Consider the following 26,185-nt stretch of genomic DNA (forward strand, 5'->3'; position numbering starts at 1 on the left):
ATAGTAGTGTAGAGCAAATTTAGCCTTACACCTCCTGACTTGATACTAAGGGTCACTAATGTGGCCCTTTTATTATTTTACTGGCGTTGTTTCATTTGAAAAAAGTTTGATCACTCTATTTTCTATATTCATTAACTAATATCATGTAACTTCATTTTTTCCAATTCTTTCTTTCTTTTATTTTTTAGTGATTCCCTTCCTTTAGCCCAAGTTCCTAATAAAAACACCGAACCACCAACTGCAACCTTAATAAGTGAATATGTATTGACATTATCCATTTTAATGGACCACCATCCGAAAATAAAAACTAAATACAGAATAGGTACAACTACTCCCCAGTAAACTTTTGTTCTTCTAGATAAAAAAGATTGAATTCCTATTATTACAATGGCTATCAAAATGGCTATTATCCATTTATAAATTGAATCCATTATTCATCATTCCTTTCGCTTTTATATTTATCAATAATCATTTTTGCCGTCTCTAAACTCAACCGTTCATCAATTACCAAATTCTTAATCATATTTACAAATTCCAGGTCTTCAGTATTGCTATTTAGTTCAATTTTTTTAATTAATGTATCTAATTTAATTCTTACAGTCGGATATGATACACCATAAATTTTAGATATATTCTTTAAAGACCCAGAATTTATAATAAATTTTCTTATAAATTCAACAGATTCTTTATCTAAAGACAAAATCCAAGCTGGTACTTCATCACGGTTCATATTACCCCCTCCTTTTTAATAATGTTAAATAAAAATTAAATAAAATTCAAGTATCCATTAATATTATTCATTTATTTTTAAGGTTATTTTAAGCTAAATTGCTTTTTTAGACGAGGAAACATATGGCTTATTTAATCTATAATGCTGACATAAGTAGCTGATAGTTAAGCAGTTTAACCATTACTAAAATCACTCACGCGTAACATATTCCCCATCGATAAATCTCTTTACTTTTCCATTAGTGAAAAAAATCCGGCATTTTACCCTAATAACAGGCGTCAAAATATAGTACAAATTGTTCTTTGGTAATTATTTTCATTATGCTATTCTTTACTGTAGAATAATTGAATAGGCAAACGTAAAGAAATTTAGGGACGCAAAGCTATAGGGACTAAGGTTTATAACTATGTCAGCCAGTTGCCAAAGAGTACATAATACTTTTTGTTTAATAAGTTCGTAAAAAATATTGCATTTATCTGCAATCCACTGAAAAATGATTTTTTAATATAATTTCTTAAAGACGAATTTTAATCTTTTAGCGTTTTCAGTGCCCTCATTTTTTTGTGGGATTTTTTTATGATTTCCTTATTTGAAATTAAGCTACTCTTCTTTGAGTAGCTTTTTTATGTGCTCCGCAGGAAAAATTCATTAGGAGGAATCATGCATGAAAACGGTAAAATTTGTAATAGTATCTACCTTGGCTTTGAATTTAGTCGGCGGTCCATTGAATGTTATAGCAAGTGAAAATCTGAATGGAAACATTGTCAAAACTTCAGATGAAGCTAGTACTAATCCTACGATCGCTTCGGTGAAAGTATTTGATTTGTATGGAAAAGAGATTTTACAAGCATACGATGACGTATTTAAAATGGCGAACACGAACATTAAATCGATCACTAACAACGGTGGAAGATATGCTAATTCTACTATTGTTAAAGCGATTGATGGCGACATGAATACACATTGGGAAACTGGAAAACCGAACAGTGCATCATTTACAAATGAAGTCGTTATCCAGTTTAATGAAGCGTCTACGTTAAATAGAATTGTCTATGCTGCTCGTCAATCTTCTGCGAAAGGTAAAGGTTTTGCTCAGCAGTTTGAAATTTATAGCTCCACTACAGATACAGGCAATGATTTTACACTCGTTTCATCTGGTGAATATACAGGTTCTACAGGAGATATCGTGGAAATTCAGTTCAAGCCTACAGAATTTAAACGAGTAAAATTTGTTTTCACTAAAGCAAATCAAGACTGGGCAAGTGCATCAGAGTTTCAGTTTTATAAAGAAGATACCTTAGATGATAAAATGGCGAAGTTATTTACTGACGGTACAATGAACAAAGTTTCACCTGAATTCAATAGTATCGAGCAAATTAACGCACTAGAAGCAGAAGCAACAACGCATCCACTATATGCTACTTATAAAGAGAATACAGAGTTAGCTAAGAAAGTTATTAATGGTGAAGTCGTTACAGAAGGAAAAATAATAGTAGCCGAGCAACATGGGAATATGGTAAAGCATGCGAATGAAAAATTAAAGTTTGGCTTTGGCAACAATTTGCAACCAACTGGACTTGCTGCTCAGCCAGGCGATCAAATTATCGTTTACGTTGACGCATCGACATCTGGGCCATTACCACGCTTAGCTTTTGCGCAACAAGAAGGTGCTTGGGATAGTTGGAGACAAAGTGTAAGCTTAAAAGTCGGTAAAAACGTCATCACTGTTCCTGCAATCCCTAAAACTTCTCAATATAAGAAGGCAGTCACACCGGGTGGAACAATTTATATTGAAAACCCCTATACAGCTGAACAGCAAATTAAAGCACCAAAATTAAGATTTGAAGGTGTTGATAGCATTCCTTTTGCAACGAAGTCCACAAATGTCGATGAGTTCAAACAATTTTTAATCGACTATAAGAAAAAAATTGATGAAGATATAGCAAAATATCCTAATGTTGAAGATCGCGAAGTACTAGATATCGTAGAAATCGTTAGTGACCATTTATTCTGGACAGGTACTGCAACAGGTGCTTACAAAACGTATATAGAAAATGGCTATAGCCCACTACAAACAATTGAATCGTATAATCGTCTAATGAACGAATTATTTAAGTATTACGGTTTAGATGGACGAAATGAAAAAAATGACCCTAAATTAATTAGAGACAACGTACGACTTGCACAGCCTTATGCGTATATGTATGCGGCTGGCGATCATATCGGTACACTGGATGATGTCGTATCCAATATCTTAGTTCCAATTGAAGAAAAAGGCGGTTCATGGGGCGTTATCCATGAAATCGGTCATCGTATGGATATTGGTGTACGAACTATCGGGGAGGTAACAAACAATATGCTTCCACAGCATATTTCAGCATTTTATGGCAAAATCGATGGACGTATTCCGTATGAAGCGAACGTCTATAAAAACGTACTAAAAGAAAATTCAAAAGATTATAACAATCAAGCTCTATTTGAAAAACTAGCTGTTTTTTGGCAACTTGAAATGTATAGCCCAGGGTATTGGGGTAAATTAAATTCTTTATACCGCGAACGAGATGTGACACTTTCAGATGGTGATCGATCTAAACAACAATATTTAGTTGAATTATCTTCAGAAGCACTTGGTTTAGATTTAAGTGAACATTTTGCTCGTCATGGCTTTGTCGTAAATAACGAAACAAAAGCAAAAACGAGCAAATATCCAAAACCAGATAAAAAAATATGGTATTTAAATAATAGTGCAGCTGGCTATAAAGGAAATGGTATGAAAGGTAAAAATGTAAACGTAAAATTTGCTTCAAACCAAGCTGCCAAAACAAATACGCTAAATTTATCGGTTGATAAAGCGGATCAAAAGGATTTCTTAGGTTATGAAATTTTTAGAGATAATGAATTAATCGGCTTTACTAGTACCGAACAATTTATCGATAAAAATGTAGATACAACAAAAAGTTATACGTACAAAGTAGTTGGCTATGATAAAAAATTAAATACGCTAAAACCAGTAGAAGTAAAGGCAATTACCCCTACGCTATCTGCTAAAGAGAATGTCACAGTTAAACTACATTAACCAAATAACGTTATTAAATGTATTAACGTAAAATTGTAATTGAGCTTGTATATGTTGAGACTTGATTTCATTTGTTAATGGGTATCGGTAAAAAGTTATACATCTATTGTTCGTACCGAAGAAAACATCTTATTTAATAAGTAATTTGATAACGTGATTACTTTTTAAGTATATCTCTGCCTAAAATTAAATTAAGTATATCTTTGCCAATACGGCAAAGATATACTTAAAATCACATATGACTGCATTTACAGCCACTTTATGTATGGAGACGTTGAGAGTCGCCCCCCCTGTTTGATTAAGATGTATTATCCTCCTTCGATAAACGCAACTTTTTTGTTGAACAGGGTCTCCCAACTTCCACTCCTATTGATTTTTCAGACTCTTTTTGTCCTCTTCTTATATTTAATTACGCATTTGATTGAAAATCTAGTATGCAATCCCTACACGCGATTTCACATATTCCATGCTCTGAATTTGTTGATATACAAACTCCGCGGTATCTGCTACAGATATTTCTACCCCACCATCCGGTAAAAAGTCTCTTTCGATACGATAAGTACCCGTGTATTGACCATCAGGTAAGTATGTGGGACAGACGATTGTCCAATCAGTGTCGGATTTCTTCAATAGATGATAGACTTTGTGATGCTCCTCTGCTGCAAAGGTTGATTTTCTTTTTGATTCGCTCGATTGATAACGTAAAATACTCGGCGTCAAACGACTTTGAAGAATACCAGCTGTTCCAACAGTTATAATTCTTTTCACATGCTCTTTTTCCATTGCATCAAGAATTAGCGGTATACTTTCTGTTAAAGTATTTGTGCCATCTGTGTTTAATGCACTAATCACAATATCAACATTTGCCATGACATTTTCTAAATCTTGTTTTTCTAAGACATCCCCTTGTACAATATGTAAATTTTCATCATTTATCTCTAGCTTATTTGGGTCACGAACTAAAGCAGTAACGCTATGTTCATCTTGTAACGCTAGAGAAACAATGTGGCTACCAACGCGCCCAGTGGCACCTAACACTAAAATCCTCAAAATGATCACCTCTTTACTTGATTATAACACTTAGAGGTTTCTAACCATCCTTTTAATGCAAATGTATTTATTGAACAAAGCATTGTTAATGAACATCAATAAGTCTGATATTTACCATAAACAACTGTAGATCATTATTTTCCGCAATACTGTTGACGATATTTTGGATTTCGCTTTCTGTACTCTTATCAAATTTATCTAAATTGTGTAATTGTATTGTGATTACTTGATTGTTTGGAGAATCAATTAAATAACCTATTGTACTATCTGGATAATAGCCTGCTGCTCGTAACGCTACTAAAATTTTTTTTGTAAAATTTGTATTTTGTAATTTCTCACCAATTTCATCAGCATAATTTATTTCGGGATTCTTTTGAATGGGTCTTTCAGATGAAGGTTGATTATATTTAATCAAGGCTGCAGTTATTACTATCAAGGAAAATAAAATAAAAAGGCCTTTAATTAACCCTCTCATATATTCTCTCCAATTCATCTTTTTAATAGAATACGCTTATCTCATAAAAAAAATTCTGCTGGTCTACTTTTCTTACAGTCACGCTTTCTTCAATGAAAACAGAGTATAGATCGTATCAATTTCATGGGATGCTTCCAAAACCCACGAGGTTTGGGCTAAAATTCGCTGCAATCCCTCCAGCCCAAGATTATGATTTGCATCCATATTTTTCAACTCCACCTCACTATTAAAGATACCCTCAAAGGACAATCAAGAAATTTCAAAAACTAATGAAAATCCAACTTCAACAGTGGATCAACAAATCTTATTTGTCGATTCACTCTACGAAGTATGAATTATTTATAAATAGTCCCCTTATTATTTTTGCCAGGCTAACATGTTAATAGCCTGGCAAAATTGGTATAAGGTAAAGACAAAATTCACCTTAAAAGTTTATTCATTAACGATGACTTTCACAACAGGTTCTAATTTTCCTACATATGCATCTCCAAGATAATCAACATCTATTACTATGGCTTGTGGCACGAAACGTTGAATGCTTTCTATAAGACGTGCGGTATTACGTCTTTTGACAAGCTGGAAAGGTGGAAGAGTGTCTAGTCTAAAACCAAAATCTCTGTATAAAGGGCAAGATATTACGAAAGTAGATAATATAAAAGCTACATTTTGTAATATTTCATCAACACCTGTAGCATTACAATCAATATTGCTGGTGGCGGTTACTTGATGTGTCATCCTATCAACCTTTCTTCTACGATACACGGAACGATGTAAGTAAACTTTCTTATTATGAGCTTTTCATCGAAAAAAGAGCACTTTGTTATTTATGCTACATGCTCAAAAGTTATGAATGAAGCACACATTCACTATTGTATGTATACGTTGCAATGTATCACTAAACAATTGCACAGTATCAGGTTCCATTTCCGCTTCTATGATAGGATTCCACATGCTAGTCATTTTTTATCTTATTATTGCGTAATAAATTACATACAACCAACTTAAACAACCATGTATGATTGCCCATATGATCGAATGATTGACACTCCAAGAAATAGTAATGGCCAATACCGAGCCAAAACTAATACCGCTTTTAATAACTGTTTTGTTTTCCATTTTCTTCACCTTCTTTACTCTTTTAATGTCGGAAGTATGCCTCCTCATCTTCATTCCTCCTAATCACGTCATCAATGGATGTATGACTGTCACATCTATCTTAAGTATGCTGTCTTTTCCTCTTTTATTCCTTATAGATTAATGGTTTTTCTGCTAATAAAAATCGCAATGAACACGCCACTCATTTAGGTCTGGATTAAAAAAGAAATAGAAATTCCCATTATCGACGATATTGAAATACGCCTTCTCGTCTGAGGCGATCTGTAAAACAAAGGGGAAGTCCTCACCGTAATCACGACCACTTTGGCAAAAAGCGGGATAGCCACCTATTTTATGAACGGCGTATATTTCCTCTACGATATCATCGAAGTACTCAAAATCTTCCTCGTGCTCTAGCCTCAAAATTTCATCCTCTACATCAGATGGAATCCCTCCCCCATCCCATGTCGGATAATCATTGTCAATAAGTTTTGGAATAAGCGGGAAAGCACGGATATGGTCATGCTGCCAATTTTGCTGTATTAATCCTTCTATAGATGTATATGCTCTTATTTCAAAAAAACAGCTAAGATCATCTTCTATGAGGTGATCAAATATTGCTTCATTGATAAATAACGTTAGCAGCTCAATATGCTGTAGTGATGCGGGTACAAAAGGAAGATCTTTTAAAAATAATGTAGCTAGTGGCTGAAACCCTTGTGGCCTCTGTTCTCCAGGTAATGACCATCCTACATAGCCAATCCAGCTTTCTAGCATGTCATGTGTAGGTCTAACTCCACCAGTTTCAAAAATCGTTGCTTGTCTCACTAGCTGTGCCTTAATTTCATCAATTTTCATCCGCTGATCCCTCACTGCGACAAATACAATCTACGATATGATCATTAACCATCCCTGTTGCCTGCATAAATGAATAGCAAATCGTACTTCCAACAAATTTAAAACCGTCTTTTTTCAATTGCTTGCTCATTCGTTCACTTATCTCTGTTGTAGCAGGTACATCTGCTATGGACGACCATTCATTGATGATCGGCTGATGATCCACAAAGCCCCAAATATACTGAGAGAAGGAGCCATATTTCTCTTGTATTCGTAGAAAAGCTTGAGCATTCGTCACAACACTAGCAATTTTAAGCTTATTACGAACGATGCGAGAATCCTGTCTCAGCTCCTCTAGCTTATCATCCGTATAGAGTATGATTTTTGAAGCATCAAATTGGTCGAATGCTGCCCGGTAGCCCTCTCTTTTTTGTAGAATTGTCCACCAGCTAAGTCCAGCTTGTGCCCCTTCTAGACAGAGCATCTCAAATAAATGCTGATCATCATAGACAGGAATACCCCATTCCTTGTCATGATACTCAACATATAAAGGTTCATCTAGCTTGACCCATTCACATCTTTTCATTTATATATCCTCCATTTTCTATGTATTATTTAATCCCTGTTATACAAAGCCATCCTTTTTGAGTGTTTTCCCGTATAGTAACGGTTTGAAACCCAACGCTTTCAAACAACTGCTTGATTTCAGGTTTTGTTTTATAGGCTTTCATATGATAATTAATTTTATAGAGCTCCGAAATTATGATAAACTTTCCATCATCCTTCAACACTCTGAATACTTCCTTCACATCATTTGCTAAGTCTGGCCAAAAATAATGTGTTTGGAACGCTGTAATCTTATCGAAAAACTTATCTGAGTACGGAATGCTCGAAACACTTGCTTGCGTCACGATCACTTTTCCATTTGCTACATCCATTTGATTTGTTTTTATGGAGTCTTTGACAGATTGCTCAGAAAAGTCTATACCATAGATTTTACCACTTCGATTAATTTTCGATAAGGATTGAAGTGTTTTTCCACCCCCACATCCAATATCTAACACAATATCACCATCATTTATTGCTTCTTGTCTAATTAGCCAAGTATTCATACCACTATGTGCCTTGTTCATAATTCGTAACATCAATGACCCGACGAATCCTCTTGGTTTCTTCGCTTGCTCAATTAATCGTTGTAAAAGCGTCATTTCAATTTTCCCCCTTGTCATTTTCACTTTCAAAAATCTGCTGCGAACTAAGGATTATGATGTCTTGTGTAGCTAGCTTAGTTAAGGCAACTTCCTTACTTTTATCTGTAGCACCTGCGACAGCATCCTTCACAATAGTTACAGCAAAATTTCTAGCTAGAGCCCCTGCCACAGTTGCAGTGACACAGCCTTCAATAAATATCCCTGATATTATTAATTCGTTAATGCCATGCTTGTTTAGATACGTTATTAAGCTAGGATTACTAAATGCATCCGCTTTCTTTTTTGAAAAATACGCACCCTCGGCTCTTATTAGTCGTTCATCCAGTTCAGCACCTTTACTCCCTTTTAACGCAGTGAATTTTCGTAATAGATTCGATAGTAATTGCGTTCGCTCAAATTCATTCCTAATATAGAGGATAGGGACATTTGACTTTTCAGCGCTTTTTATCAGGTCATTAATGCCATTTAAAGTTGGCACAATTTGTTGCTTGGCGATAGGCATTCGGGCATGATTACTAAGATAATCATTTTGAATATCAAGTACCATTAACGCTTTCTTCAAATTATTAACCTCCCAGTATTTTTTTTCTGATATTTTTACGTTCTTAGAAATAAAAGGTTTCAATTTTTACCATTTTATAAAAGGAGACTCGATATGATAAAACAAGCCGTCATAGAAGATGTTCAAACAGCAGCATTATTAGTACTACAACTTTGGCCAAATCATACGTTAGAAGAATTTAGCGAGGAGATGGCACAACTTATTAATGCTGAAAACGCTGCGATTTTCCTTGCCTATGAGGATGATGAAGCAGTCGGTTTTGCACAATGTCAACTTCGAACAGATTATGTTGAAGGTACCCACTCAAGCCCAGTCGGCTATTTAGAAGGACTCTTCGTAAAAGAACCATATCGACAGAAAGGCTTTGCAAAGCTACTTGTCGAGAGTTGTGAGCAGTGGGCAAAACGTAAGGGTTGTAGTGAATTTGCGAGTGATTGTGAATTACAAAATCACGAAAGTCTAGCCGTCCATCTTAAACTAGGTTTCACAGAGGCTAACCGTATAATTTGTTTTACGAAGGAATTATAAAAATAAGGTCAATCCCCTATGGAATGACCTTATTAAAATGTTAATATTTATCCGTTATAACTCCGATTGAAGACGCTTTAATAAAATCAAGATTTTGCAAGTTTGCGAGCGTCTTCTTATTACCAGTTACGACAGCCCCATAAATAACTAGATCATTAACTGACAACCCATCAGCACCTCCAATTTCTTTTTCCAACCGTTTATATTCATCTTGAAAACTTGATTTCTGTCTAGTGCCACTACTTATTGCACGCACAAATTGCTCAGCTGGATTCTCTGCTACATCACCGTTCGCGTTTAAAAGTGAAAAACCATATACATCTTGTTCTGAACGAAACACATTGTAACTATCTACAACTTCTCCATTTTCTTCTATCTTACCTGTGTGATCGTCTGTTTCATTCACATCCTTAACCCATAGCCAAGTAGTATTCACATCTTTTGGCAGCTTCGCAAGTGCTTCCTGCATTGAATAGCCCTTATCAAAAGATAAAGCAACCTCCATTATTTTATGATCATCCATTTCAGGCAACAATGCTAAATCATTACGCTTCTTTTGATAATTTATAAATGGATAAAAAAACAACATTTCACGCTGTCCAAACTCATTATAACGTTGAGAATTTAAATCTTCTTCTCTGTTACTTCCAATTGAAAGAACAGAAACAGCACCATCATATAACACCTCGTCTCGTAAAAAACCGTAGCCCAGTGCGTCATCTCCAGTTAGAACTACCTTTCCCTCAATGTATTTGATTGTTTTATAATGCATTTCACCGCCTAAAATGCCAGGATAATTCCTAATTGATCCAATAAATTCATTTGCACCTTTCACTTGGTGTAAAGTATAGAAGGAATTCTGTGCTTGGCTTTGCAAAAATCTAGTAATAGCATCATTAGCTATTTTCCCAACAGACAAAGTCACAATTAAGACGCAAAACGTGATAAAGATCGTTTTCCATGTTGCGCAACGTTGTGCTTTTTTCATTGTTTTTGTCATCTTTTCTGTATTAAAAAGATTGTCCATCTTCTAACGCCTCCCACTGTTTTTTAAATGCTTTTCGCGCTCGCTGTAAATAAGTTTTTACATGTGACTCACTCACCGCGAGAATCGCAGCGATTTCTTTATAGGACAATTCCATATCGTATTTCATTAAAAGTAATTGCTGGAATGACGGCTGTAGCCCCTGCAAGGCTTCATTAATCTTTGCATTTTGCTCTTTTTGTAAATATTGTTGCTCTACATCATCTAATGCAATTTTTAATTTTTCGATTTCATTATCACCTATTAATGTTGCGCGCTTTTGCTTGTTATACAACGTATAGTAACGATTAAGGGCAACCTTGAATAACCAAGCTCGTAAATTATCATGTCGAATTGTAGACAAACATTCGATTGTTTTAATAATTGCTTCTTGTATAACGTCCTCGGCATCTTCTTTTGTAGCCCCTATTTTTATCAAATATTTGAAAACGACTTCTGCATGCGCAAGCAATAGACGCTCCCACTCTTTATTCATACATCACCAACTTTTGGATATCCATTTCGTAGTTAACTCATCTATATAACCAATTAAACCCTAAAATGTATACAGTTAATTGCAAAAAAAAGAAAAAAATCACAAGTGCTTTTCTTTACACACTTGTGATTTATAATTTTTTTCGATATAGATCTATAATAAATATGAATACAAACTTTAATAGTTGGAACTAAATAAAGATATGTAATAAGTCAAAAGGTAAAATTTTTTATACTTCAACATTTTTTAATTTAAATATGTATTGTTTGAAATGCTTCTTTCACGCTCGTCAATAATTAGGTGGATAATAAATGCAAGTTGTTGCTCAATTCGCACATTGTTAAGATGCAGGATGTCCGCAATTACATTTTTTTGTTTCTCTTCTAATTCTATCTTCTCAAGCAGTAACATAATTTCTTCCTTCGAAAGCCCAAACATACTTTTTTCACCTCCGCTTCACCTTTTTATTATTTCACAATCATTATTCGCGTTTTTCAAACAACGAACCAATACAACCATTCCATGAACTATTTTTACTGAATATAGATAAAACATGGAACTTAATCAATCCAAAATCTACTTTATTTTAATAAAATGTTAACTTCTACAAAAAATTATTATTATTTAGTAATAATTTTTTGTGAAGTTACTGTAACGATATTTGTATTCATTAATTCTATTATAAAAATAACAAGTGCTTTTGTCGAATTTTAGTATTCCTCGTCACAGCTTATAAATCACAATTAGAAACCGTTTACATAAAATTATAATGAGCAATGACAGAACGTAGATTACACACTTTTTTAATATGTATTCATCTTTATTATACATTTTCCTCGTTAATACAGTGCTTTTATTTAATAAAAAAAGTAATTTCAAAATAATTGAAACTACTTATCTTACTATTTTATTCGGTTAACTACACTGTTTTGTTAATATTATTCTTCGCAAGAGTTATGTTAAATTTTTGTAAATTTTCAACTGATATTTGTATTTTTTCATCTAGTTTTTGAATATTGGCTGTTTCTGCTTTATTTAATACATCATGCTTTGTCTTGTCACTAGTACCGACTGGCAAATAAACTATTCTCGACGATGCATCGCTCTTCCACATTGTCTTGTTTGCATACCCCTCGATGAATAATTGACTATACCCCTGTACAATAGCAGGTATCTTTACAGCAGTAACATCTGTGTGTACCAGTTCAAGTAAAGATTGATTGGACATCGCTAAAAATGGCCGATCAGCTTTATCAATCGTACAATACTCAATACGCCCCATTGACTTATCAGACCAAACTATTGCATATGGACCTTCAAAACAGTTGTTAAATTCACTATTTGCCACTTCAAAAATTGCATCAATACAAGTAATCGCATTCCCGCTAAAATGTTCAAAAGTACAATTATTAGTAAATAGTCGAGCATTATTTATATAAATGTGATGACTTTTGAGCTCTCGAATTGTTATGTTCTGAAGCGTAATCTTGGCGTGATCATTGCCATAAATACCACCTGCTTGCCCAAATTGAATCATACACTGATTGAGATTTAGCCCGCTCGAATCGACAATAAAGTGAAATTGCGGGTGTTCTTGGAGATCACATTGTGTCATCGATACATCGGCTTCATTAACAATCGTAACTCCTGTTGCCTCTCCCTTTTCAATCCTACATGTACGAAACTCCGCTTTACTATTATCAATTAAAAACTGTGACTTCGCATGTCGAAGGATTTTACAATCATATAATATCGCCTTAGATTTTTCTCCAATATAAATGCCGTTCCCTACTCCATCAGAAAAGATAGAATCCGTCACCAACAACTCACTTTGATGAACAACCAACTGTGTATCTTGATGGTGCTTGAATTCACAGCCATCTATCGTTAGTTTCGAGCTATCGAAAACTTGCATCCCTACACCATGCCCTTGATGAATAAGTGTATTGGTCATTGAAATTGAACTGGAGGCTACTACAATTTGTGCCTTTTGATGTCCATGAATTTCACAATCCACAATCTCCATTTTCACATCCCGTATTGCATAAATGCCATTCGTGTGCCCTTCCAACAACATGCAATTTGTCAAAGCTATCTCACTATTTTGCACAATGATTTGAGCCTTAGCATGTTGCTGGATAGTCGTATCCACAAGAATAACGCTCGAACCATTATCAATTCGTATGCCAAAATGATTGACAGGACTCGCTAAAATATCAACATTTTTCATCATTAGACTTCCGAAGCTAACGGTCACTTGTGCTTGCACCATTTGCTGCTCAATGACACAGTTTTCTAGCTGTAAATCTCCCTTTACATACAAACCCTGCCCTTGAGTAAAGCGCAAATTTCGCATATTCACAAGTGTCTGATAGCGAATAAAAACGCCACCTTTAATGGTCACATTCCCCACTCCATAAAGTGTCAGCCTTTTGGAAATTTCGAAGCTTTCTTCATATATCCCATCCCGGATTTCAATAAAATCTCCCGGCTCTGCCTCTTGAATCGCCTGCCCAATACTTTGGTATCGGTGCATAATATTCCTCTTTACAACAAGTGTCGCCATCTCCACACTCCTTATCGAAGCTTTTTCATGAATCATGAAATAATTATCGGTTTTATTTTATTTATATACCCATTGAACTTCCTATTATTCAATTTTGTACAAATAATTTATAACCGGTATTGTGTTGGCGACAATTGCTAAGAAGTTAAAGGTGTTTTGTTTGCTCCACTTTAATGGGCAAAACGTTAGTTAAAAAGAGACTTTACTATTAGGATAAACTCCCCGATACTCGAATAACATCTCACTATATTAATCATTAAGAATTTAATAGCGAAGGAAACCCAGCCCGAGACCATAGCCATAAAGGCGTATGAACATCAATTGCTGCTATCCCTGTTCCTTCAAGCACTTTCTCCCAAGCGTTAGCTACTACTTCTCTATCATCGGCACTACCATTTAATACATCTTCCGGGCATAATCCTAATTTAACAGTAGCCTGCAAAACATGGGTATCTGGTGCTATTGTAATAAGTTCTCGAGACTTCCAACGGATATCTGTGTAGCTCTCTAAAACATAAAGCCAATAATTAAAGATTTTTGGTCCAGATAGATAAGGAAATTCAGATTTTCGAGTATTCTGCATTATTTCTTTCAAAGAATGAACATCATATCGAACAGCTTCAAGAAGGCCTTGTACATTTCCTTTAGTGGAAAAATTAACAATACCTTTCGCTACACGTTGCCAAATTTCCGGATGTCTATTAGGTTGCAATCCTACACGATGCAAAAGTAATGCCTCTCGTAAGACATTTAAATCGCTATTTACCACAATTTTCGGATTAAATATCCACTTTGTTTCTTCATCTTGATATGCTTTTACAACTGCTTCCCATAAAGTAAAAGAATTTCTTTGATAATTTAAAGCCATAGCTAATGTTAATACTTCTTGTAAGTCCTCTTTTGGTACAATGCCAATTAAAACGTCTTCAGGCATTGTTTCTCCTCCAAGCTGTCCTTCTGAGTGCATTTTTATCAATGTTTTTACATTCGTTAAAAATTTGTCTATTGTCATTAAATATCCTCCAAAATTTATAATCAAAAATAAATAAATTCTTCAACAGCCTTCTCCGTTCATGTAAATACATTTCTTCAAAATGTCTTCATCGATTTTAACATAAATATCCAATAAAAAATTGCCTCGAAGAAATAAAAGATGTAATTTTTTTGTCAAACGTCATCACGATTTTCCAATCTTTTACTTAACCCACATAATAAAATAAAACCAACAATCACACGATTTTCTCGTCAATTGCTGGTTTAACAGATTTTTTAATTTTCGGTGTAGCATTTGTAGCATTTACTGTCTAATTATCATTACGCATTAAATGCATGTTCAAAATTATAATTTAAATTTCCTAACAAGATCGTTTAATTTCTCTGCCATGTCCGCTAAATTGGATGAACTATTTTTGATTTCATCCATCGAGCTTGCTGCTTGTTCGATTGTTGCCGAAGTTTCTTGTATGCCTGCAGCGGATTGCTCTGATACAGCAGCAATTTCATCCACTGATTTATTAATATTGACAGTGTTTTGTACTACGTCTTCTAACTTTGTCGTCATGCTATCAATGCTTGTTGACATCGAGTAAACTGCCTCTGCAATGTGTCCGAATGTTTCATTTGTAGATGTAATTTGAGTTGTACCTTTTTCAACCTCTTCATAGCCGTTTTCTAGTGAAGATGTCACCATGTTCGATTCTTGTAGGATTTTTTGGACAATATCCGTGATATCGTCCACTGATACGGCTACTTGTTCAGCTAGTTTACGGACCTCATCTGCAACGACCGCAAATCCTTTACCATGCTCCCCTGCTCGGGCCGCTTCGATCGCTGCATTAAGTGCCAGTAAATTCGTTTGTGCAGCAATATCCTGAATGACCGCCACGATTTTTGAAATTTCCTGTGTTTGTTTACTTAGTTCGTCCACCTTATGAACAGCATCCTTCACAATATGATGAATGGATGTCATTTGCTCAGTAGATGCATTCATTAAACCTTGGCCCTCTTTCGTTAAAGCCATGACATTTTGGGAATATTGCTGAACATCCGCACTGCTATTATTGACATCTGTCATTTTAAATGTGAATTCTGTCATTGTTGTTGCTACATCTGATGCATTACTTGCCTGTACTTCTGTGCCACTTGCGATTTCATTGACTGTGTCGACAATTTGTTCTGTACCCGTTTTCACCTCTGTCGCTGATTGCATGAGCTCTTCACTATGCGCAGCTACATCATTGGATACTGTTTGAATTTGCTTTAATAAACCATTTAAAATATCGGACATCGTATTAGTCGATTCCGTCAGTTGTCCTATCTCATCTTTTGATTTCACAATAAGTGCAGGCTCACTTAAATCACCTTCAGTAATTCGTTTCATACGATTTGTCACAGCGATGATTGGTCTTGAAATTACTCGAGCACTAAACAATGCAATGATAATTGCAACGATAACAATCACAGCACCAACAACTATACCTGTAAGCTGCTTAGTCTTTCCTGCTTTAACAATGTCTGCACCCAACGCATTAATCGATTGTTTACGATGCTCAGCTAACTTCTCAAAGCCTTCGCGTATTTCCGTAGCCTTTTCACTCATAATTGCTAAATTTTTCTTCGCTAGTTCATCCTGGCCCTGATCATAAACATCAAATACCTCTTTTTCAACATAACTGCTCCATTCCTTAGCCATTTCTGCAAATTTGTTGAAATCTCCTGAATTTGTTAACGCTAAACGTATTTTCTCGTTATCTTCAGCATGCTTTACATTATCTTCAAAAATTTTCTTATACTTTTCTTCACCAGAAAGTATATACCCTCTAGCTGCGGCAATTCTTAGCCCTATCGTTTGAGCTTCTTCATAATCTGTAATTAATAATTGCATATCTTCATCAATAATTTGCTCAGTTGCAGCGTTGCTTTGCTTGACTGCATAAAAATTGTAACCAATGTATAAAACCACTACTGCTACTACAATGCTGAAGGAAAAAACGATTCTTTTACTAATTGACTTAAAATTCATTTCAAATTCTCCTTACTTTTCAAGTGCAAGCTAATATGCATTGTCATAATTTGCACACCATTAGTAATCTAACACTCCTGAGCAAAATTTGGGTTGATTTGGGATATTCCCTAGATTAAATGAAATAACTAGGTGATTTTTATGTATTTCTCAGCAGATTGTTAAATCTATAATTTTCCAAAAGATAAAAAGAACAACCTCAAAAGTAGGCTGTTCCTTCTATTTAAATATTAATCCCAATAATTAAACATAACATCTCCGATTGTTTTACTATCAAAGTGTGAAATGTATTTCCATTCCACCTCAGATAAACTATGCAACTCCTTATCCTGCATCAACAATGTGTTTAGTGTATCGGCAGTAAGGCATTTACGCATCGGAAAATATTTGTGTAAATGTGATTTTGTTAAAAATTGAAAGCTAAGCTCTTCATCAAACTTAGCAAACGCAATATAAGGCATCAGCCTATGATGAATTATCGTCAAACGTTCATCTTCCAGTTGAATCACCGCTTGCATATAAACAAAATGAGGCTGATCAATAAATTGTACAGCTTTTGCTCGTTGTTCACTTGTAACTAAATGATAAACCATCGACTGGAAAGATCTCATATCCTGTTCAATTAGATGGTCTGCATCAAAACCTGAAATTCCTTTAGTTAATCGCAACGAATCACCCCTTTATTATTGTGTCTATATGACCTTCTAGTAAAGATAGGCAGATTCCTTCAATAAGGATCTATTTTCTTGTTATTTAATAGTTAATTTCTAAAAAAGACAGAGAGGAAAAAACGTATCTTGTGTATAGCCATTAGAGTTGTTTCATACCATTGCCCATGCAGCTTAGGGTTTTGGGTATAATTCCAAGCCTCGTCGATGGGTGCTCGTATATCCACCTCCACATAAATAGGCTTTTTCTTCATCTATAATTCCTCCTTAATACAAGCTTATTGGTTATTTCAGTTTACTTTCTATAAACTTCCATAACTCCCACTCTATTAATGGTATTATAGCAATAAATTAATTTTTCACCATAAATTGGGCTTTATATATTAAATTGGAACAACACCATAACGTAGGGTTGATTTCCGTTCCGACTGAGCGCTTTCGCACAGATAAAACATTGTTGCTGTCTTTGCGCCCCAGGGTCTCATCTGTGACGCTAATTCGCGCAGTCTTCACTCCAATCAGCTGATATACTTTGTATAGTCTTTAACAAATGAAATACCCATTTTTTGGTGACGACCCACTTTATTTCCCATAAAATAAAAAAGTTGAATCGAAATGATAGTTTGCCAAGTCTAATAGTCGGAAGGAGGCGATTTTCATTACTACAAAGCAAGAATCATTAGTACAGCTAGCACAAAACGGAGATGAGCAAGCCTTTTATCAACTTATAGAGCAGGAGCAACATAAGTTATATCGAATGGCATATGTTTATGTCCAAAATGAAAATGACGCCGTAGAAGTTTTTCAACAGACCATTATCCGTGCATATGAGGGTTTACCTAAATTAAACGACCCTCAATATTTTTCTACCTGGTTAACGCGCATTATTATTAATTGCTGTAAAACCTATCTTGCCAAGAAAAATTCGGTACAGCTTGTTGAACCACATACATTAGAGGATCTCAATAGTACTTCACCTACATACATCGAAGAAGAACTTGATTTATGGCATTCTCTCTGTGAGCTAGAAGAAAAATATAAAACGGTTTTACTGTTACGTTTTTATCAAGACTACTCGGTAAAGGATATTGCAGTGATATTACAATGTCCTGAGGGTACTGTGAAAACGCATATTCGCCGAGGCTTACAAGCTTTACGACAACAATTAAAGGGGGCATATATAGATGAATGGGTTCAATCCGTTGAAAGGAGTCATTGATGGGATTCCGATTCCAGAAGGACGTTTAACAGAAGTGCTACGTGTTGAAGGGATGTCAAAAGTCTTTCAACAAAAGCATCATTCGGTCAATGCATTAAAGAATATTCATTGTACGATTTATCAAGGGGAAATGGTGGCCATTATGGGGACGAGCGGTTCTGGTAAAAGTACACTCCTTAATATGATTAGTGCCATCGATGAACCGACTGAAGGCGCATTATTCTTATTTGGGAAAGAAGCACATGATATTTATAAAGAACCAAATGCATCGAAATTCCGTAAAGAGAATATCGGCTTTATTTTCCAATCATTCCATCTGTTGAAGGATTTATCAGTTGAAGATAATATTGCGCTCCCTCTTATCCTCAATGATTTACCGAGTAAAGAGATCAAAGTACGTGTACAGCAAATGATGGAAAAGCTTAATATAGCTGCATGGGCAAAGCATCGACCAAATGAGCTTTCTGGTGGTCAAAAGCAACGAGTGGCCATAGCCCGTGCCATTATTGCAAATCCACCAATATTACTGGCAGATGAGCCGACTGGTGCATTGGATGTAAATACGACAGATGAAATTTTAGAGCTATTAGTTGATTTACAAAAAAATATGAATCAAACGATTTTACTCGTGACACATGACCCTTATGTTGCGACTTATGCCAATAGGGTTTTATTCTTCCATGATGGTGCCATCGTGGATTCCTATCAAAACAATCAAAATAATGAAGATTTAGATTGTATTTTAGCGAAGTTCAAGCTTATTACCAGAGGTGATGTGTAATGTTTACGATGCGTACTATTGCTCTGAAGCTATTTCGTGCAGCGTGGGCCAATGTATTAACGAGTATTAGTATTATCACCATTTCTATTTGTCTAGTGATGACGATAGGTGTCTACATCTGGAATGCCAATAGTCAAATGAAGGAAGAAATACAAACATTATTTGGCGAAATGGATATAATGGTCGGCTATAATCCCGAGCAAAATATGCTATTAACAAATACGCAAATCGAAAAATTCGAGGCAATGCCAGGTGTTACAAAAGTGTCTAGTGTGTCACTAGCCCAAACTAGAGTTGAAAATGAACAAAACACTACTTTTTATACAGTTGGTGTTGAAAACGATAACCTTGTAAAAAGTCGCTATCATTTTAATGTCAATATGGGACCGAATGATGTTGTTATTGCTGAAAATGTAGCGCGTCTCTTCCACAAAGAAGTTGGCGATACACTAAACATTACTTTCAATAAAACTGGTGGAGATTCTGTTGGAGCAGATACAGGCAACTTTACGATTCAAGAAATCCTTCCACCTCTTAAAGGCACAGATAGCCCTAATTTTATTCTTATGCAAAATGATGTATTAAAAACGCGGATGGTAAAAAGTGATGAACAAACTTCAGGAATGTATGCCCTTATTAAAACGGAAGACAATGAAGCAACCACCGTTGGTACGGAAATAAAGCAGCTTGATGAAACATTACGTGTCGATGTCATGAGTGACTATGATGAATTTAAGAAAAATTTACAGGCCTTAATGATTTTCATGGTAGTGCTTTCATTCTTTATATTACTTATTTCAAGTGTCTTACTTCTGGCAACTTTCCAGCTATTATTTTACAAAATTAAAGAACAACTTATGGTGTTAAGGGCACTAGGTGCGTCCTCAAGGCAGGTAAAGCGCATTGTACAATTGCAATTATCTATAATCATCAGTTTCGGAGTAATACTGGGGACATCTGTTAGTTTATTAGTCGTCAAGATTTGGCTACCACAGCTCATTAGCTTAATGAAATTGCCAGAAGCAAAAACTGATTTTCCGATTATTTTTGTTTTTGGGATTGCCATTACGAGTTTTGCATTGCTTCAGCTAGTCACACAATGGCAAGTAAGAAAGAGTGCAAGCTTGTTACCTTTACAAATCGCAACAGAGAATGAAAATTTAAGTTTACGATGGACAAAATGGAAAACAGTTTTTGTGAGTGGTTTTGCAATCGTATCCCTATTTCTGTTTTTAAACGCGAAGAAAGTAGGAACAAGTGGTGGACAAGGTGCGCTCATGATTTTAATTGGTACATTATTTGTTAGTGGGATTTTACTATATATGATGCCGTATCTCTTTACAGCATTATTCAAAATTTCATTGAAGTCAATTCGTACTGTGTTTGGCAAAGAAGCATACTTAGCATATCAGCAGCTCATGCCACAAGTACGAAGAAATATGCCAATTATACAAGGTATTATCGGGTTAATGGTCATTTTAATATTTGGTAGCTCTTTATTTAAAACGATTCAGCAAAGCTCATATTGGGAAATTAACTCTCAATATGAAACATCGATTAAAATTGATAATGAGTTAAATGATCCAACCATTACACCAGCTTTAATAGAAGAAATCGAAACATTGCCAAGTGTGTCCTATGCCTATGCACGAAGTAATTATGCTAATATCGATTTAAATATAGATAATAATTGGAGATCTAAAAATGTTACCGCGATTGATGTCCAAAAATATGTACAATTAGGTAAACTAGAGGCTATTAAAGGTGATTTTAAAAATGGACTTATTGTCACAGAAAGTTTTGCAAAAGAACATAAATTAGCTGTTGGGGATCGCTTCAAAACAGGTGCTTATGATGAAGAATTACAGCAGGTTATCCCTATCGGCGAATTACAAATTATTGATATTGTAGATTCTTCAATTAATAATTCTGATCTAATAGTTGATTGGTCATCTTTCCTTTCAAGCATTGATAAAACTAGTATTGGTAAAACATACATTAAAAACATTATGGTGGAAACAGATAATACAGAGCAAGCATTAGCTGACCTCTCTAACTTAGTAAAGCGTTGGCCAGCTTTAAAAATCACTGATAAAGAGACGCTCATTGAGCAAACCAATGACTTAACCTTCCAGCGCTGGAGTCTTTTCGCTGGAGTCTTTGTGATTTTGATTGTAACTACTTGTCTTGGGGTATTACAAACATTGCTTCACTCCATTTATGCAAAACGTGGTGATTATGCCATTCAACGACTGATTGGCCTTTCACCGAGTGGATTAATCAAGCTGATTTTGACGCAAGCGTTATCCTTTGTGCTTTATGGACTGACAGTTGGAACATTTCTCGGACTTCTAGTAACAAAATTGATGAGCACTATTGACGGAGCACCAATATATTATGACTTCGTATCATTAGGTGTGACGAGTATCGTATTTTTAGGTGTCACTCTCATTGTCTTTACGCTACAAGGTTACTGGATTAGTCGTAAAAAATTAGCGAATGAAATGCTAGATATTTAAACGAAAGCAGACCCTCTTAAGTAGCAGAGGGTCTGTTTTTCATTTATCACTCAAATTTTTTAGTTTATCGCACTATTTTTCTGATTTATCGACCAACTTTTTAAATTTATCCCCTAACTTTTTCAGTTTATCGACCAACTTTTCAAATTTGTCGACATCTTACGCTCCTACAAACAGCACTGCCTGTCCGATCGCAATAAAAAAGGCTTCATGCTGTATTGGGCTGTTGTCTTCAATTTGCAAGGTAATCTCAAAATGAGTTTCACAAAAGGCAGCCTGCCAACGTGCAATTGGTTGATCTTCTAGAGAAAATACTGACCAGTCCTCCATTTCTTTGTTCAGATTTATTTTTTGGACGCCATCTGTAATGATTAAATCAGGGATCATAATTTGCCAGCCATCATAGGCAATCATATACTCTTTACCTGTGACGAAATCCTTCCCTTTAAAATGCACTCGCCCTCGTCGCGACATCTTCTTACATGTGAAAAGAGGCTGACCAGCGACATCGCTAACATCAAAACGTACAAAATAACGATAGTCCATTGTGCGGTCAAACGCTTTTTTCAAGCCATTCGAATAAACACGTTGAACAGTAGACGATACTTCCCCCGCTTCATTTACAATTGCTACTGCCTCTGTTGATTCAATCGCCGCTGGTTGCTTGTATGTATAAATCTTCAATATATTCGCTCCTTCATTACTGTTGCTCCCTTTAAGCTAACACAAAATAAGCGCCAAATACAAAAGGTTGTATTTGACGCTTGAATGTTTATTTAGTTTGCTTAGGTACTTCTACTGTGAATGGTTGGAACTTCACTTCTTTTAGTGATGACTTATCGAATGGTATTTTTGTTTCTGTGCCATCCTTATCAATTTGTACGCCGCCTCCGCCAGAAGGAAGTGCTAAATAAGGGGTAATCGTTAATTTTTGAACATCGTCTGAAATCGGGTCAAAGGATTTATTGCTGCTAAAGTTCCATACACCATTATCGAAATGACCTTCTCCGCCACCAGAATGCGAAGTAATCTCCTTGCCATTTTGATCGGTAATACGGAATTCTATAAACGATGCACCTACTTGTGAATTATCAATTGTCCCCTTTTCAGTAGCTTTATAGTCAAGTGCTATACCTGATGGACTTAATGAAATTTTGGACACATCCAGTTGAATTCCTTCTGCTTGTTGCTGATGGTTGACAGGAACATAAACAATATCCGTAATTTTTTTAACTGGCGCTTTGAATTCCCATTTTTCCCCTCCTTCGCCTTTTAGCACTAAGCCCATTTCAAAGGAATCTGGCATGTTATCCTTCACATCAAATGTCGCGATACCTGTACGAACCGTTGGACTTATAACTTTTTCTCCATAGCTTCCAGAACTCGCGTTAGGGGATTTACCATTAATAGTAAAATCAAATCCTGCTCCGAAGTAATTCTCACTTAATTTCTTTTCAGAATCAATCGTAAGTCCTACTGTAATATTAGATTCGTCATAAAGGACTTCATCTACTGTTACAGAAATACCGTTAATTGTCTGCTTTTCTCCAATAGTGCTTGTTAACCCTTGTTCACTAGCTTGTTTTAACCCAGGTAAGCCAGAGTTACTGAATACCGACCCGATAATTGGTAGCTGTGATAATGTGCTTGCGAAAGTCGGTGAGACATAAGCGGCCGAACCTATCATAATACTAAATGCGGCTGCCGTACTTGCTAAATATATTAATGGTTTACGTTTGCTTTTTCTTTTAATTTGTACAGGTGTTTGAGTCATTTTTGTTTGCTCCTCTGCTTTTTGGATTCCTCTGGAAATTGCTGCTCGTACCTCATCTCTTGGGAATTCTGGAAGGGTACTGTTTTCATTAAATGGCTTTTTCATTGAACATTGCACTCCTTTCTAATTCTCGCTTTAATTGTTTTTTCCCACGATGTAAATACGTTTTAATAGTGCTAACTGGCTTTTCCATTACTTCCGAAATTTCTTTTATTGATAAATCATGATAATAAAACAAAATGATGGCCATTTGCTGAGAATGATTCAAATGCTGTATTGCATCCGATAAATCAATTGGATTCGCCATAACATTTTCTTGCTCCTGTAAACGATTTAATAATTCACTTTCTTCGTAAGGAATGATTTTCTGCCCTTTTTTTAGCAACCGATAGCATTCATTTATTAAAATACGAAACAGCCATGTGGAGAAAAATTCCGGATGCTTTAATTGATGAACCGTTAGATAAGCTTTACATGCTGCTTCTTGAATAGCATCCAACGCATCCTCTTTTTGGCCAACATAAGAAAGAGCGGTATAGAATAATTTTTCTTCTTCTAGAATGAGCAGATGCTCAAACGCTTCCTTATTCCCTGCAATAGCCTGTTTGACGATTGATAAATTATGTTCCATGCTGTTTCCTCCTTTCAATACTTAGAGTAAATAACTATATGAAAAGGTTTCACTTTGATAAAATTCTTTTTCTTGAATATAACGTGAGATTGATTTTTTTACGACTGGGCGCTTTCTTGGGCGTCCAACCGGAACGAAAATCAGCCAATAGTCATTTGCATATGTAATAACAAATGTCTTCCTAACTATTGGTGATAAATAAAAAAGGGGCCTTCTTCAAATGTTTTTGGGTGACGTTCAATCCGCCACCTTGACTCTTCTATCGTGCACTTTGATCGTTCTATCCACGACTTTGGTTGTTCTATCCTCAATTTTGATTGTTCTATCCATCACTTCGGCTCGTCTATCCTTCACTTTGGTCGTGCTATCCACGATTTTGATCGTTCTATCCGTCACCTATGTTTCTACCAACCAAAAAAAGTAGACTACTTCATCTAAGTAGCCTACCAATTTTTTCTTTATTTATCCAATTTAAAAGTAACGTTGCCAACTCCGATTTCTGAATTGACCTCTAATATTACGTCTGCTTCATCATACGCTTCGTTTACATAAACCCCTTTGCCTTTAGAAATGAAGCCTTCTACATCTGAAGTGCCTATGCCTTCTTCCGTCGTAAGCTTTACCCCAACCTTTGACGGTAAGATGACAGTAGTGTCCCCAACACCCGCTTCAATATTCGTTTCGAAGCTTTTCTTCCAATCACCACCTAAATTCACTTTGAGATCGCCAACACCTGTTTCAATATTTAGTTTTTCGAGCTGCAATCCTTGTAAATCTAGTTCTGCTTCTGACGCGCCGGTTTCGATAGAGAGATCCATTGGAATATTTTCATTCAATTCGATATCCCAAATATTTTTTATTTTTCCTAAACGCACGCCAGTAGAGCCTTTATGCTCAATCGTTATTTTTCCTGTATTGCCACGTAAGTCATATTTTACTTTTGGTGCGAGCTTATTAATATTATATTGAGCAGTACCCTCAACCCAATCCTTAGCACCCTTTTTCACTGTCATGTCTCCAATACCCAGGTGTAATTCAACATCTAACTTCTCTGCTGTATCCTTTTCTACTAGGATCGTTTCATCTTTGGTTTTACCTGTTATGACTGAGTTGCATCCCGATAATGCAAATATTGAGGCACCTATAATCAAACCAAGTCCCATAAATTTTTTCAATGTAATTTCCTCCCACTATATAATATTCCAATAATTTCATTATATAGGAATTGTCAAATATAAAAACGACCCTCCGCTTTAAATTCGTCTAAGACCTAAGACGTAGTGAACCCTTTTATAATGGATATATGTCACCTTTCAACAAAGGTGAACTAGTACAGCTGTCCTTCTGTTCTTTTAACATTTTGCTCGCCTCCACAAAAGACTGGTGAACAACGAAAAAGTTTCATGAAAAAATACAATTTTTCCATGAAACTATTTATTAAAGAGTATCATTTCTATCCACTAAAGTTTTTAAGTTAGCGAGAGAAGCCTCGTAGCCGCTCGAATTAAATGTAACTTTCGTGCCATTTTGTTCTTCCTCTAATAAGATAGCGATCAGTGTCTCTTCATTACCCAAGTAAAACGAAAATTCTCGATTTGGCGTTACATTTTTAATTGTTAACACCATCGGTAATTTTTCTGAAAGCTGATTATGTTCATTCGGCAGTAACGTGAAAATTATCTCTGCTCCAGACTCTAATTTTGGGATTTCCCAAGTTGAATCTTGGGCGTACCATTGCGACAACAGCTGCTCCTCTGTGACAGCTCGCCAAACTGTAACAATACTTGCATCAATCCAAATCGAACTTTTTTCTTTATCCAACATTGCATTCCTCCGTTCACCGAATCCATTCCTCTTCCTTTCATTTTATCCTATTATTGGAACCAAAAACAGTTACAACTTCTGTTCTTTTTATGTAAAA

General features: G+C 35.5%; 29 protein-coding genes and 1 riboswitch. Of the genes, 5 read left to right on the top strand and 24 right to left on the bottom strand.

The window, feature by feature from the left end; all coding sequences use genetic code 11:
• Positions 1 to 131 precede the first annotated feature (131 nt).
• Positions 132 to 431, bottom strand: a complete 300-nt coding sequence (locus ACQKMV_RS13045; RefSeq protein ID WP_427504412.1) for a hypothetical protein — start codon at positions 429 to 431, stop codon at positions 132 to 134.
• Positions 431 to 730: a DUF2089 family protein gene (locus ACQKMV_RS13050; protein ID WP_427504414.1), complete on the bottom strand. Its 300-nt coding sequence runs from the start codon at positions 728 to 730 to the stop codon at positions 431 to 433. Before ACQKMV_RS13050 ends, ACQKMV_RS13045 begins: the two co-directional genes overlap by 1 nt.
• A gap of 341 nt (positions 731 to 1,071) precedes the next feature.
• Positions 1,072 to 1,155, top strand: a riboswitch (cyclic di-GMP riboswitch).
• Between the two features lie 239 nt (positions 1,156 to 1,394).
• On the opposite strand from ACQKMV_RS13050, the gene ACQKMV_RS13055 reads away from it, so the two are divergent.
• On the top strand, positions 1,395 to 3,806 hold the full coding sequence (locus ACQKMV_RS13055) for a M60 family metallopeptidase (protein WP_427504415.1): 2,412 nt from the start codon (positions 1,395 to 1,397) through the stop codon (positions 3,804 to 3,806).
• Positions 3,807 to 4,235: 429 nt separating this feature from the next.
• Here ACQKMV_RS13055 and ACQKMV_RS13060 read toward each other — a convergent pair whose 3' ends face one another.
• The 9 genes from ACQKMV_RS13060 to ACQKMV_RS13100 all read right to left on the bottom strand — a co-directional run bounded on the left by ACQKMV_RS13060 (position 4,236) and on the right by ACQKMV_RS13100 (position 9,036).
• Positions 4,236 to 4,856, bottom strand: a complete 621-nt coding sequence (locus tag ACQKMV_RS13060; RefSeq protein ID WP_427504416.1) for an NAD(P)-dependent oxidoreductase — start codon at positions 4,854 to 4,856, stop codon at positions 4,236 to 4,238.
• Between the two features lie 85 nt (positions 4,857 to 4,941).
• Positions 4,942 to 5,331: a hypothetical protein gene (locus tag ACQKMV_RS13065; protein ID WP_427504418.1), complete on the bottom strand. Its 390-nt coding sequence runs from the start codon at positions 5,329 to 5,331 to the stop codon at positions 4,942 to 4,944.
• Between the two features lie 78 nt (positions 5,332 to 5,409).
• Positions 5,410 to 5,535 carry a hypothetical protein gene (locus ACQKMV_RS13070; RefSeq protein ID WP_427504420.1) on the bottom strand — a complete coding sequence of 42 codons (126 nt, stop codon included), beginning with the start codon at positions 5,533 to 5,535 and terminating at the stop codon, positions 5,410 to 5,412.
• A 228-nt stretch (positions 5,536 to 5,763) separates the two neighbouring features.
• The gene (locus tag ACQKMV_RS13075) at positions 5,764 to 6,066 is read right to left on the bottom strand and encodes a hypothetical protein (protein WP_427504421.1); all 303 of its coding nucleotides are present in this window, start codon (positions 6,064 to 6,066) and stop codon (positions 5,764 to 5,766) included.
• A 228-nt stretch (positions 6,067 to 6,294) separates the two neighbouring features.
• On the bottom strand, positions 6,295 to 6,495 hold the full coding sequence (locus ACQKMV_RS13080; protein WP_427424144.1) for a hypothetical protein: 201 nt from the start codon (positions 6,493 to 6,495) through the stop codon (positions 6,295 to 6,297).
• Positions 6,496 to 6,600: 105 nt separating this feature from the next.
• Positions 6,601 to 7,284, bottom strand: coding sequence for a DUF1963 domain-containing protein (locus tag ACQKMV_RS13085; RefSeq protein WP_427504423.1), 684 nt, complete (start codon positions 7,282 to 7,284; stop codon positions 6,601 to 6,603).
• Entirely contained in the window at positions 7,274 to 7,849 is a 576-nt protein-coding gene (locus ACQKMV_RS13090) for a DNA-3-methyladenine glycosylase I (protein WP_427504424.1), read from the bottom strand. The genes ACQKMV_RS13085 and ACQKMV_RS13090 overlap by 11 nt, the downstream gene beginning before the upstream one ends.
• A gap of 25 nt (positions 7,850 to 7,874) precedes the next feature.
• Entirely contained in the window at positions 7,875 to 8,471 is a 597-nt protein-coding gene (locus ACQKMV_RS13095) for a class I SAM-dependent methyltransferase (protein ID WP_427504425.1), read from the bottom strand.
• A gap of 1 nt (position 8,472) precedes the next feature.
• Positions 8,473 to 9,036 (bottom strand): cysteine hydrolase family protein, encoded by a 564-nt coding sequence (locus ACQKMV_RS13100; protein ID WP_427504426.1) that lies wholly within the window; start codon positions 9,034 to 9,036, stop codon positions 8,473 to 8,475.
• 93 nt (positions 9,037 to 9,129) lie between these two features.
• On the opposite strand from ACQKMV_RS13100, the gene aac(6') reads away from it, so the two are divergent.
• Complete coding sequence (gene aac(6') / locus ACQKMV_RS13105; protein WP_427504428.1) at positions 9,130 to 9,564, top strand: aminoglycoside 6'-N-acetyltransferase; 435 nt, start codon at positions 9,130 to 9,132, stop codon at positions 9,562 to 9,564.
• 40 nt (positions 9,565 to 9,604) lie between these two features.
• Here the strand turns inward: aac(6') and ACQKMV_RS13110 are convergent, their stop codons facing one another.
• The 8 genes from ACQKMV_RS13110 to ACQKMV_RS13145 form a co-directional block, all read right to left on the bottom strand.
• A complete protein-coding gene (locus tag ACQKMV_RS13110) occupies positions 9,605 to 10,591 on the bottom strand; it encodes an anti sigma factor C-terminal domain-containing protein (RefSeq protein ID WP_427504429.1) in 987 nt (328 codons plus the stop codon).
• The gene (locus ACQKMV_RS13115) at positions 10,575 to 11,084 is read right to left on the bottom strand and encodes an RNA polymerase sigma factor (protein ID WP_427504430.1); all 510 of its coding nucleotides are present in this window, start codon (positions 11,082 to 11,084) and stop codon (positions 10,575 to 10,577) included. The genes ACQKMV_RS13110 and ACQKMV_RS13115 overlap by 17 nt, the downstream gene beginning before the upstream one ends.
• Positions 11,085 to 11,330: 246 nt before the next feature.
• The gene (locus ACQKMV_RS13120) at positions 11,331 to 11,522 is read right to left on the bottom strand and encodes a hypothetical protein (protein WP_427504432.1); all 192 of its coding nucleotides are present in this window, start codon (positions 11,520 to 11,522) and stop codon (positions 11,331 to 11,333) included.
• 481 nt (positions 11,523 to 12,003) lie between these two features.
• Positions 12,004 to 13,620, bottom strand: a complete 1,617-nt coding sequence (locus ACQKMV_RS13125; RefSeq protein ID WP_427504433.1) for a right-handed parallel beta-helix repeat-containing protein — start codon at positions 13,618 to 13,620, stop codon at positions 12,004 to 12,006.
• 286 nt (positions 13,621 to 13,906) lie between these two features.
• Entirely contained in the window at positions 13,907 to 14,662 is a 756-nt protein-coding gene (locus tag ACQKMV_RS13130) for a hypothetical protein (protein WP_427504435.1), read from the bottom strand.
• Between the two features lie 327 nt (positions 14,663 to 14,989).
• The gene (locus tag ACQKMV_RS13135) at positions 14,990 to 16,672 is read right to left on the bottom strand and encodes a methyl-accepting chemotaxis protein (protein ID WP_427504436.1); all 1,683 of its coding nucleotides are present in this window, start codon (positions 16,670 to 16,672) and stop codon (positions 14,990 to 14,992) included.
• A 230-nt stretch (positions 16,673 to 16,902) separates the two neighbouring features.
• Positions 16,903 to 17,340, bottom strand: coding sequence for a hypothetical protein (locus tag ACQKMV_RS13140; RefSeq protein WP_427504438.1), 438 nt, complete (start codon positions 17,338 to 17,340; stop codon positions 16,903 to 16,905).
• A gap of 92 nt (positions 17,341 to 17,432) precedes the next feature.
• A complete protein-coding gene (locus ACQKMV_RS13145; protein WP_427504439.1) occupies positions 17,433 to 17,594 on the bottom strand; it encodes a hypothetical protein in 162 nt (53 codons plus the stop codon).
• Between the two features lie 503 nt (positions 17,595 to 18,097).
• Here ACQKMV_RS13145 and ACQKMV_RS13150 point away from each other — a divergent pair.
• From ACQKMV_RS13150 to ACQKMV_RS13160, 3 genes are read left to right on the top strand one after another with little or no spacing between them, the layout of a single operon-like run.
• The gene (locus tag ACQKMV_RS13150) at positions 18,098 to 18,559 is read left to right on the top strand and encodes a sigma-70 family RNA polymerase sigma factor (RefSeq protein WP_427504440.1); all 462 of its coding nucleotides are present in this window, start codon (positions 18,098 to 18,100) and stop codon (positions 18,557 to 18,559) included.
• Between the two features lie 52 nt (positions 18,560 to 18,611).
• The gene (locus ACQKMV_RS13155; RefSeq protein WP_427504566.1) at positions 18,612 to 19,340 is read left to right on the top strand and encodes an ABC transporter ATP-binding protein; all 729 of its coding nucleotides are present in this window, start codon (positions 18,612 to 18,614) and stop codon (positions 19,338 to 19,340) included.
• Positions 19,340 to 21,859, top strand: coding sequence for an ABC transporter permease (locus ACQKMV_RS13160; protein WP_427504442.1), 2,520 nt, complete (start codon positions 19,340 to 19,342; stop codon positions 21,857 to 21,859). The genes ACQKMV_RS13155 and ACQKMV_RS13160 overlap by 1 nt, the downstream gene beginning before the upstream one ends.
• Before the next feature lie 159 nt (positions 21,860 to 22,018).
• Here ACQKMV_RS13160 and ACQKMV_RS13165 read toward each other — a convergent pair whose 3' ends face one another.
• The 5 genes from ACQKMV_RS13165 to ACQKMV_RS13185 form a co-directional block, all read right to left on the bottom strand.
• The gene (locus ACQKMV_RS13165; protein ID WP_427504444.1) at positions 22,019 to 22,543 is read right to left on the bottom strand and encodes a tubby C-terminal domain-like protein; all 525 of its coding nucleotides are present in this window, start codon (positions 22,541 to 22,543) and stop codon (positions 22,019 to 22,021) included.
• A gap of 88 nt (positions 22,544 to 22,631) precedes the next feature.
• Positions 22,632 to 23,738 carry a DUF4179 domain-containing protein gene (locus ACQKMV_RS13170; RefSeq protein WP_427504446.1) on the bottom strand — a complete coding sequence of 369 codons (1,107 nt, stop codon included), beginning with the start codon at positions 23,736 to 23,738 and terminating at the stop codon, positions 22,632 to 22,634.
• Positions 23,722 to 24,264: a sigma-70 family RNA polymerase sigma factor gene (locus ACQKMV_RS13175; protein ID WP_427504447.1), complete on the bottom strand. Its 543-nt coding sequence runs from the start codon at positions 24,262 to 24,264 to the stop codon at positions 23,722 to 23,724. The genes ACQKMV_RS13170 and ACQKMV_RS13175 overlap by 17 nt, the downstream gene beginning before the upstream one ends.
• Positions 24,265 to 24,722: 458 nt before the next feature.
• The gene (locus tag ACQKMV_RS13180; protein ID WP_427504449.1) at positions 24,723 to 25,439 is read right to left on the bottom strand and encodes a toast rack family protein; all 717 of its coding nucleotides are present in this window, start codon (positions 25,437 to 25,439) and stop codon (positions 24,723 to 24,725) included.
• Positions 25,440 to 25,701: 262 nt separating this feature from the next.
• Positions 25,702 to 26,088, bottom strand: coding sequence for an SRPBCC domain-containing protein (locus ACQKMV_RS13185; protein WP_427504450.1), 387 nt, complete (start codon positions 26,086 to 26,088; stop codon positions 25,702 to 25,704).
• Positions 26,089 to 26,185 lie beyond the last annotated feature (97 nt).

The organism is Lysinibacillus sp. NPDC094403, from assembly GCF_050278745.1.
GTDB lineage: Bacteria > Bacillota > Bacilli > Bacillales_A > Planococcaceae > Lysinibacillus.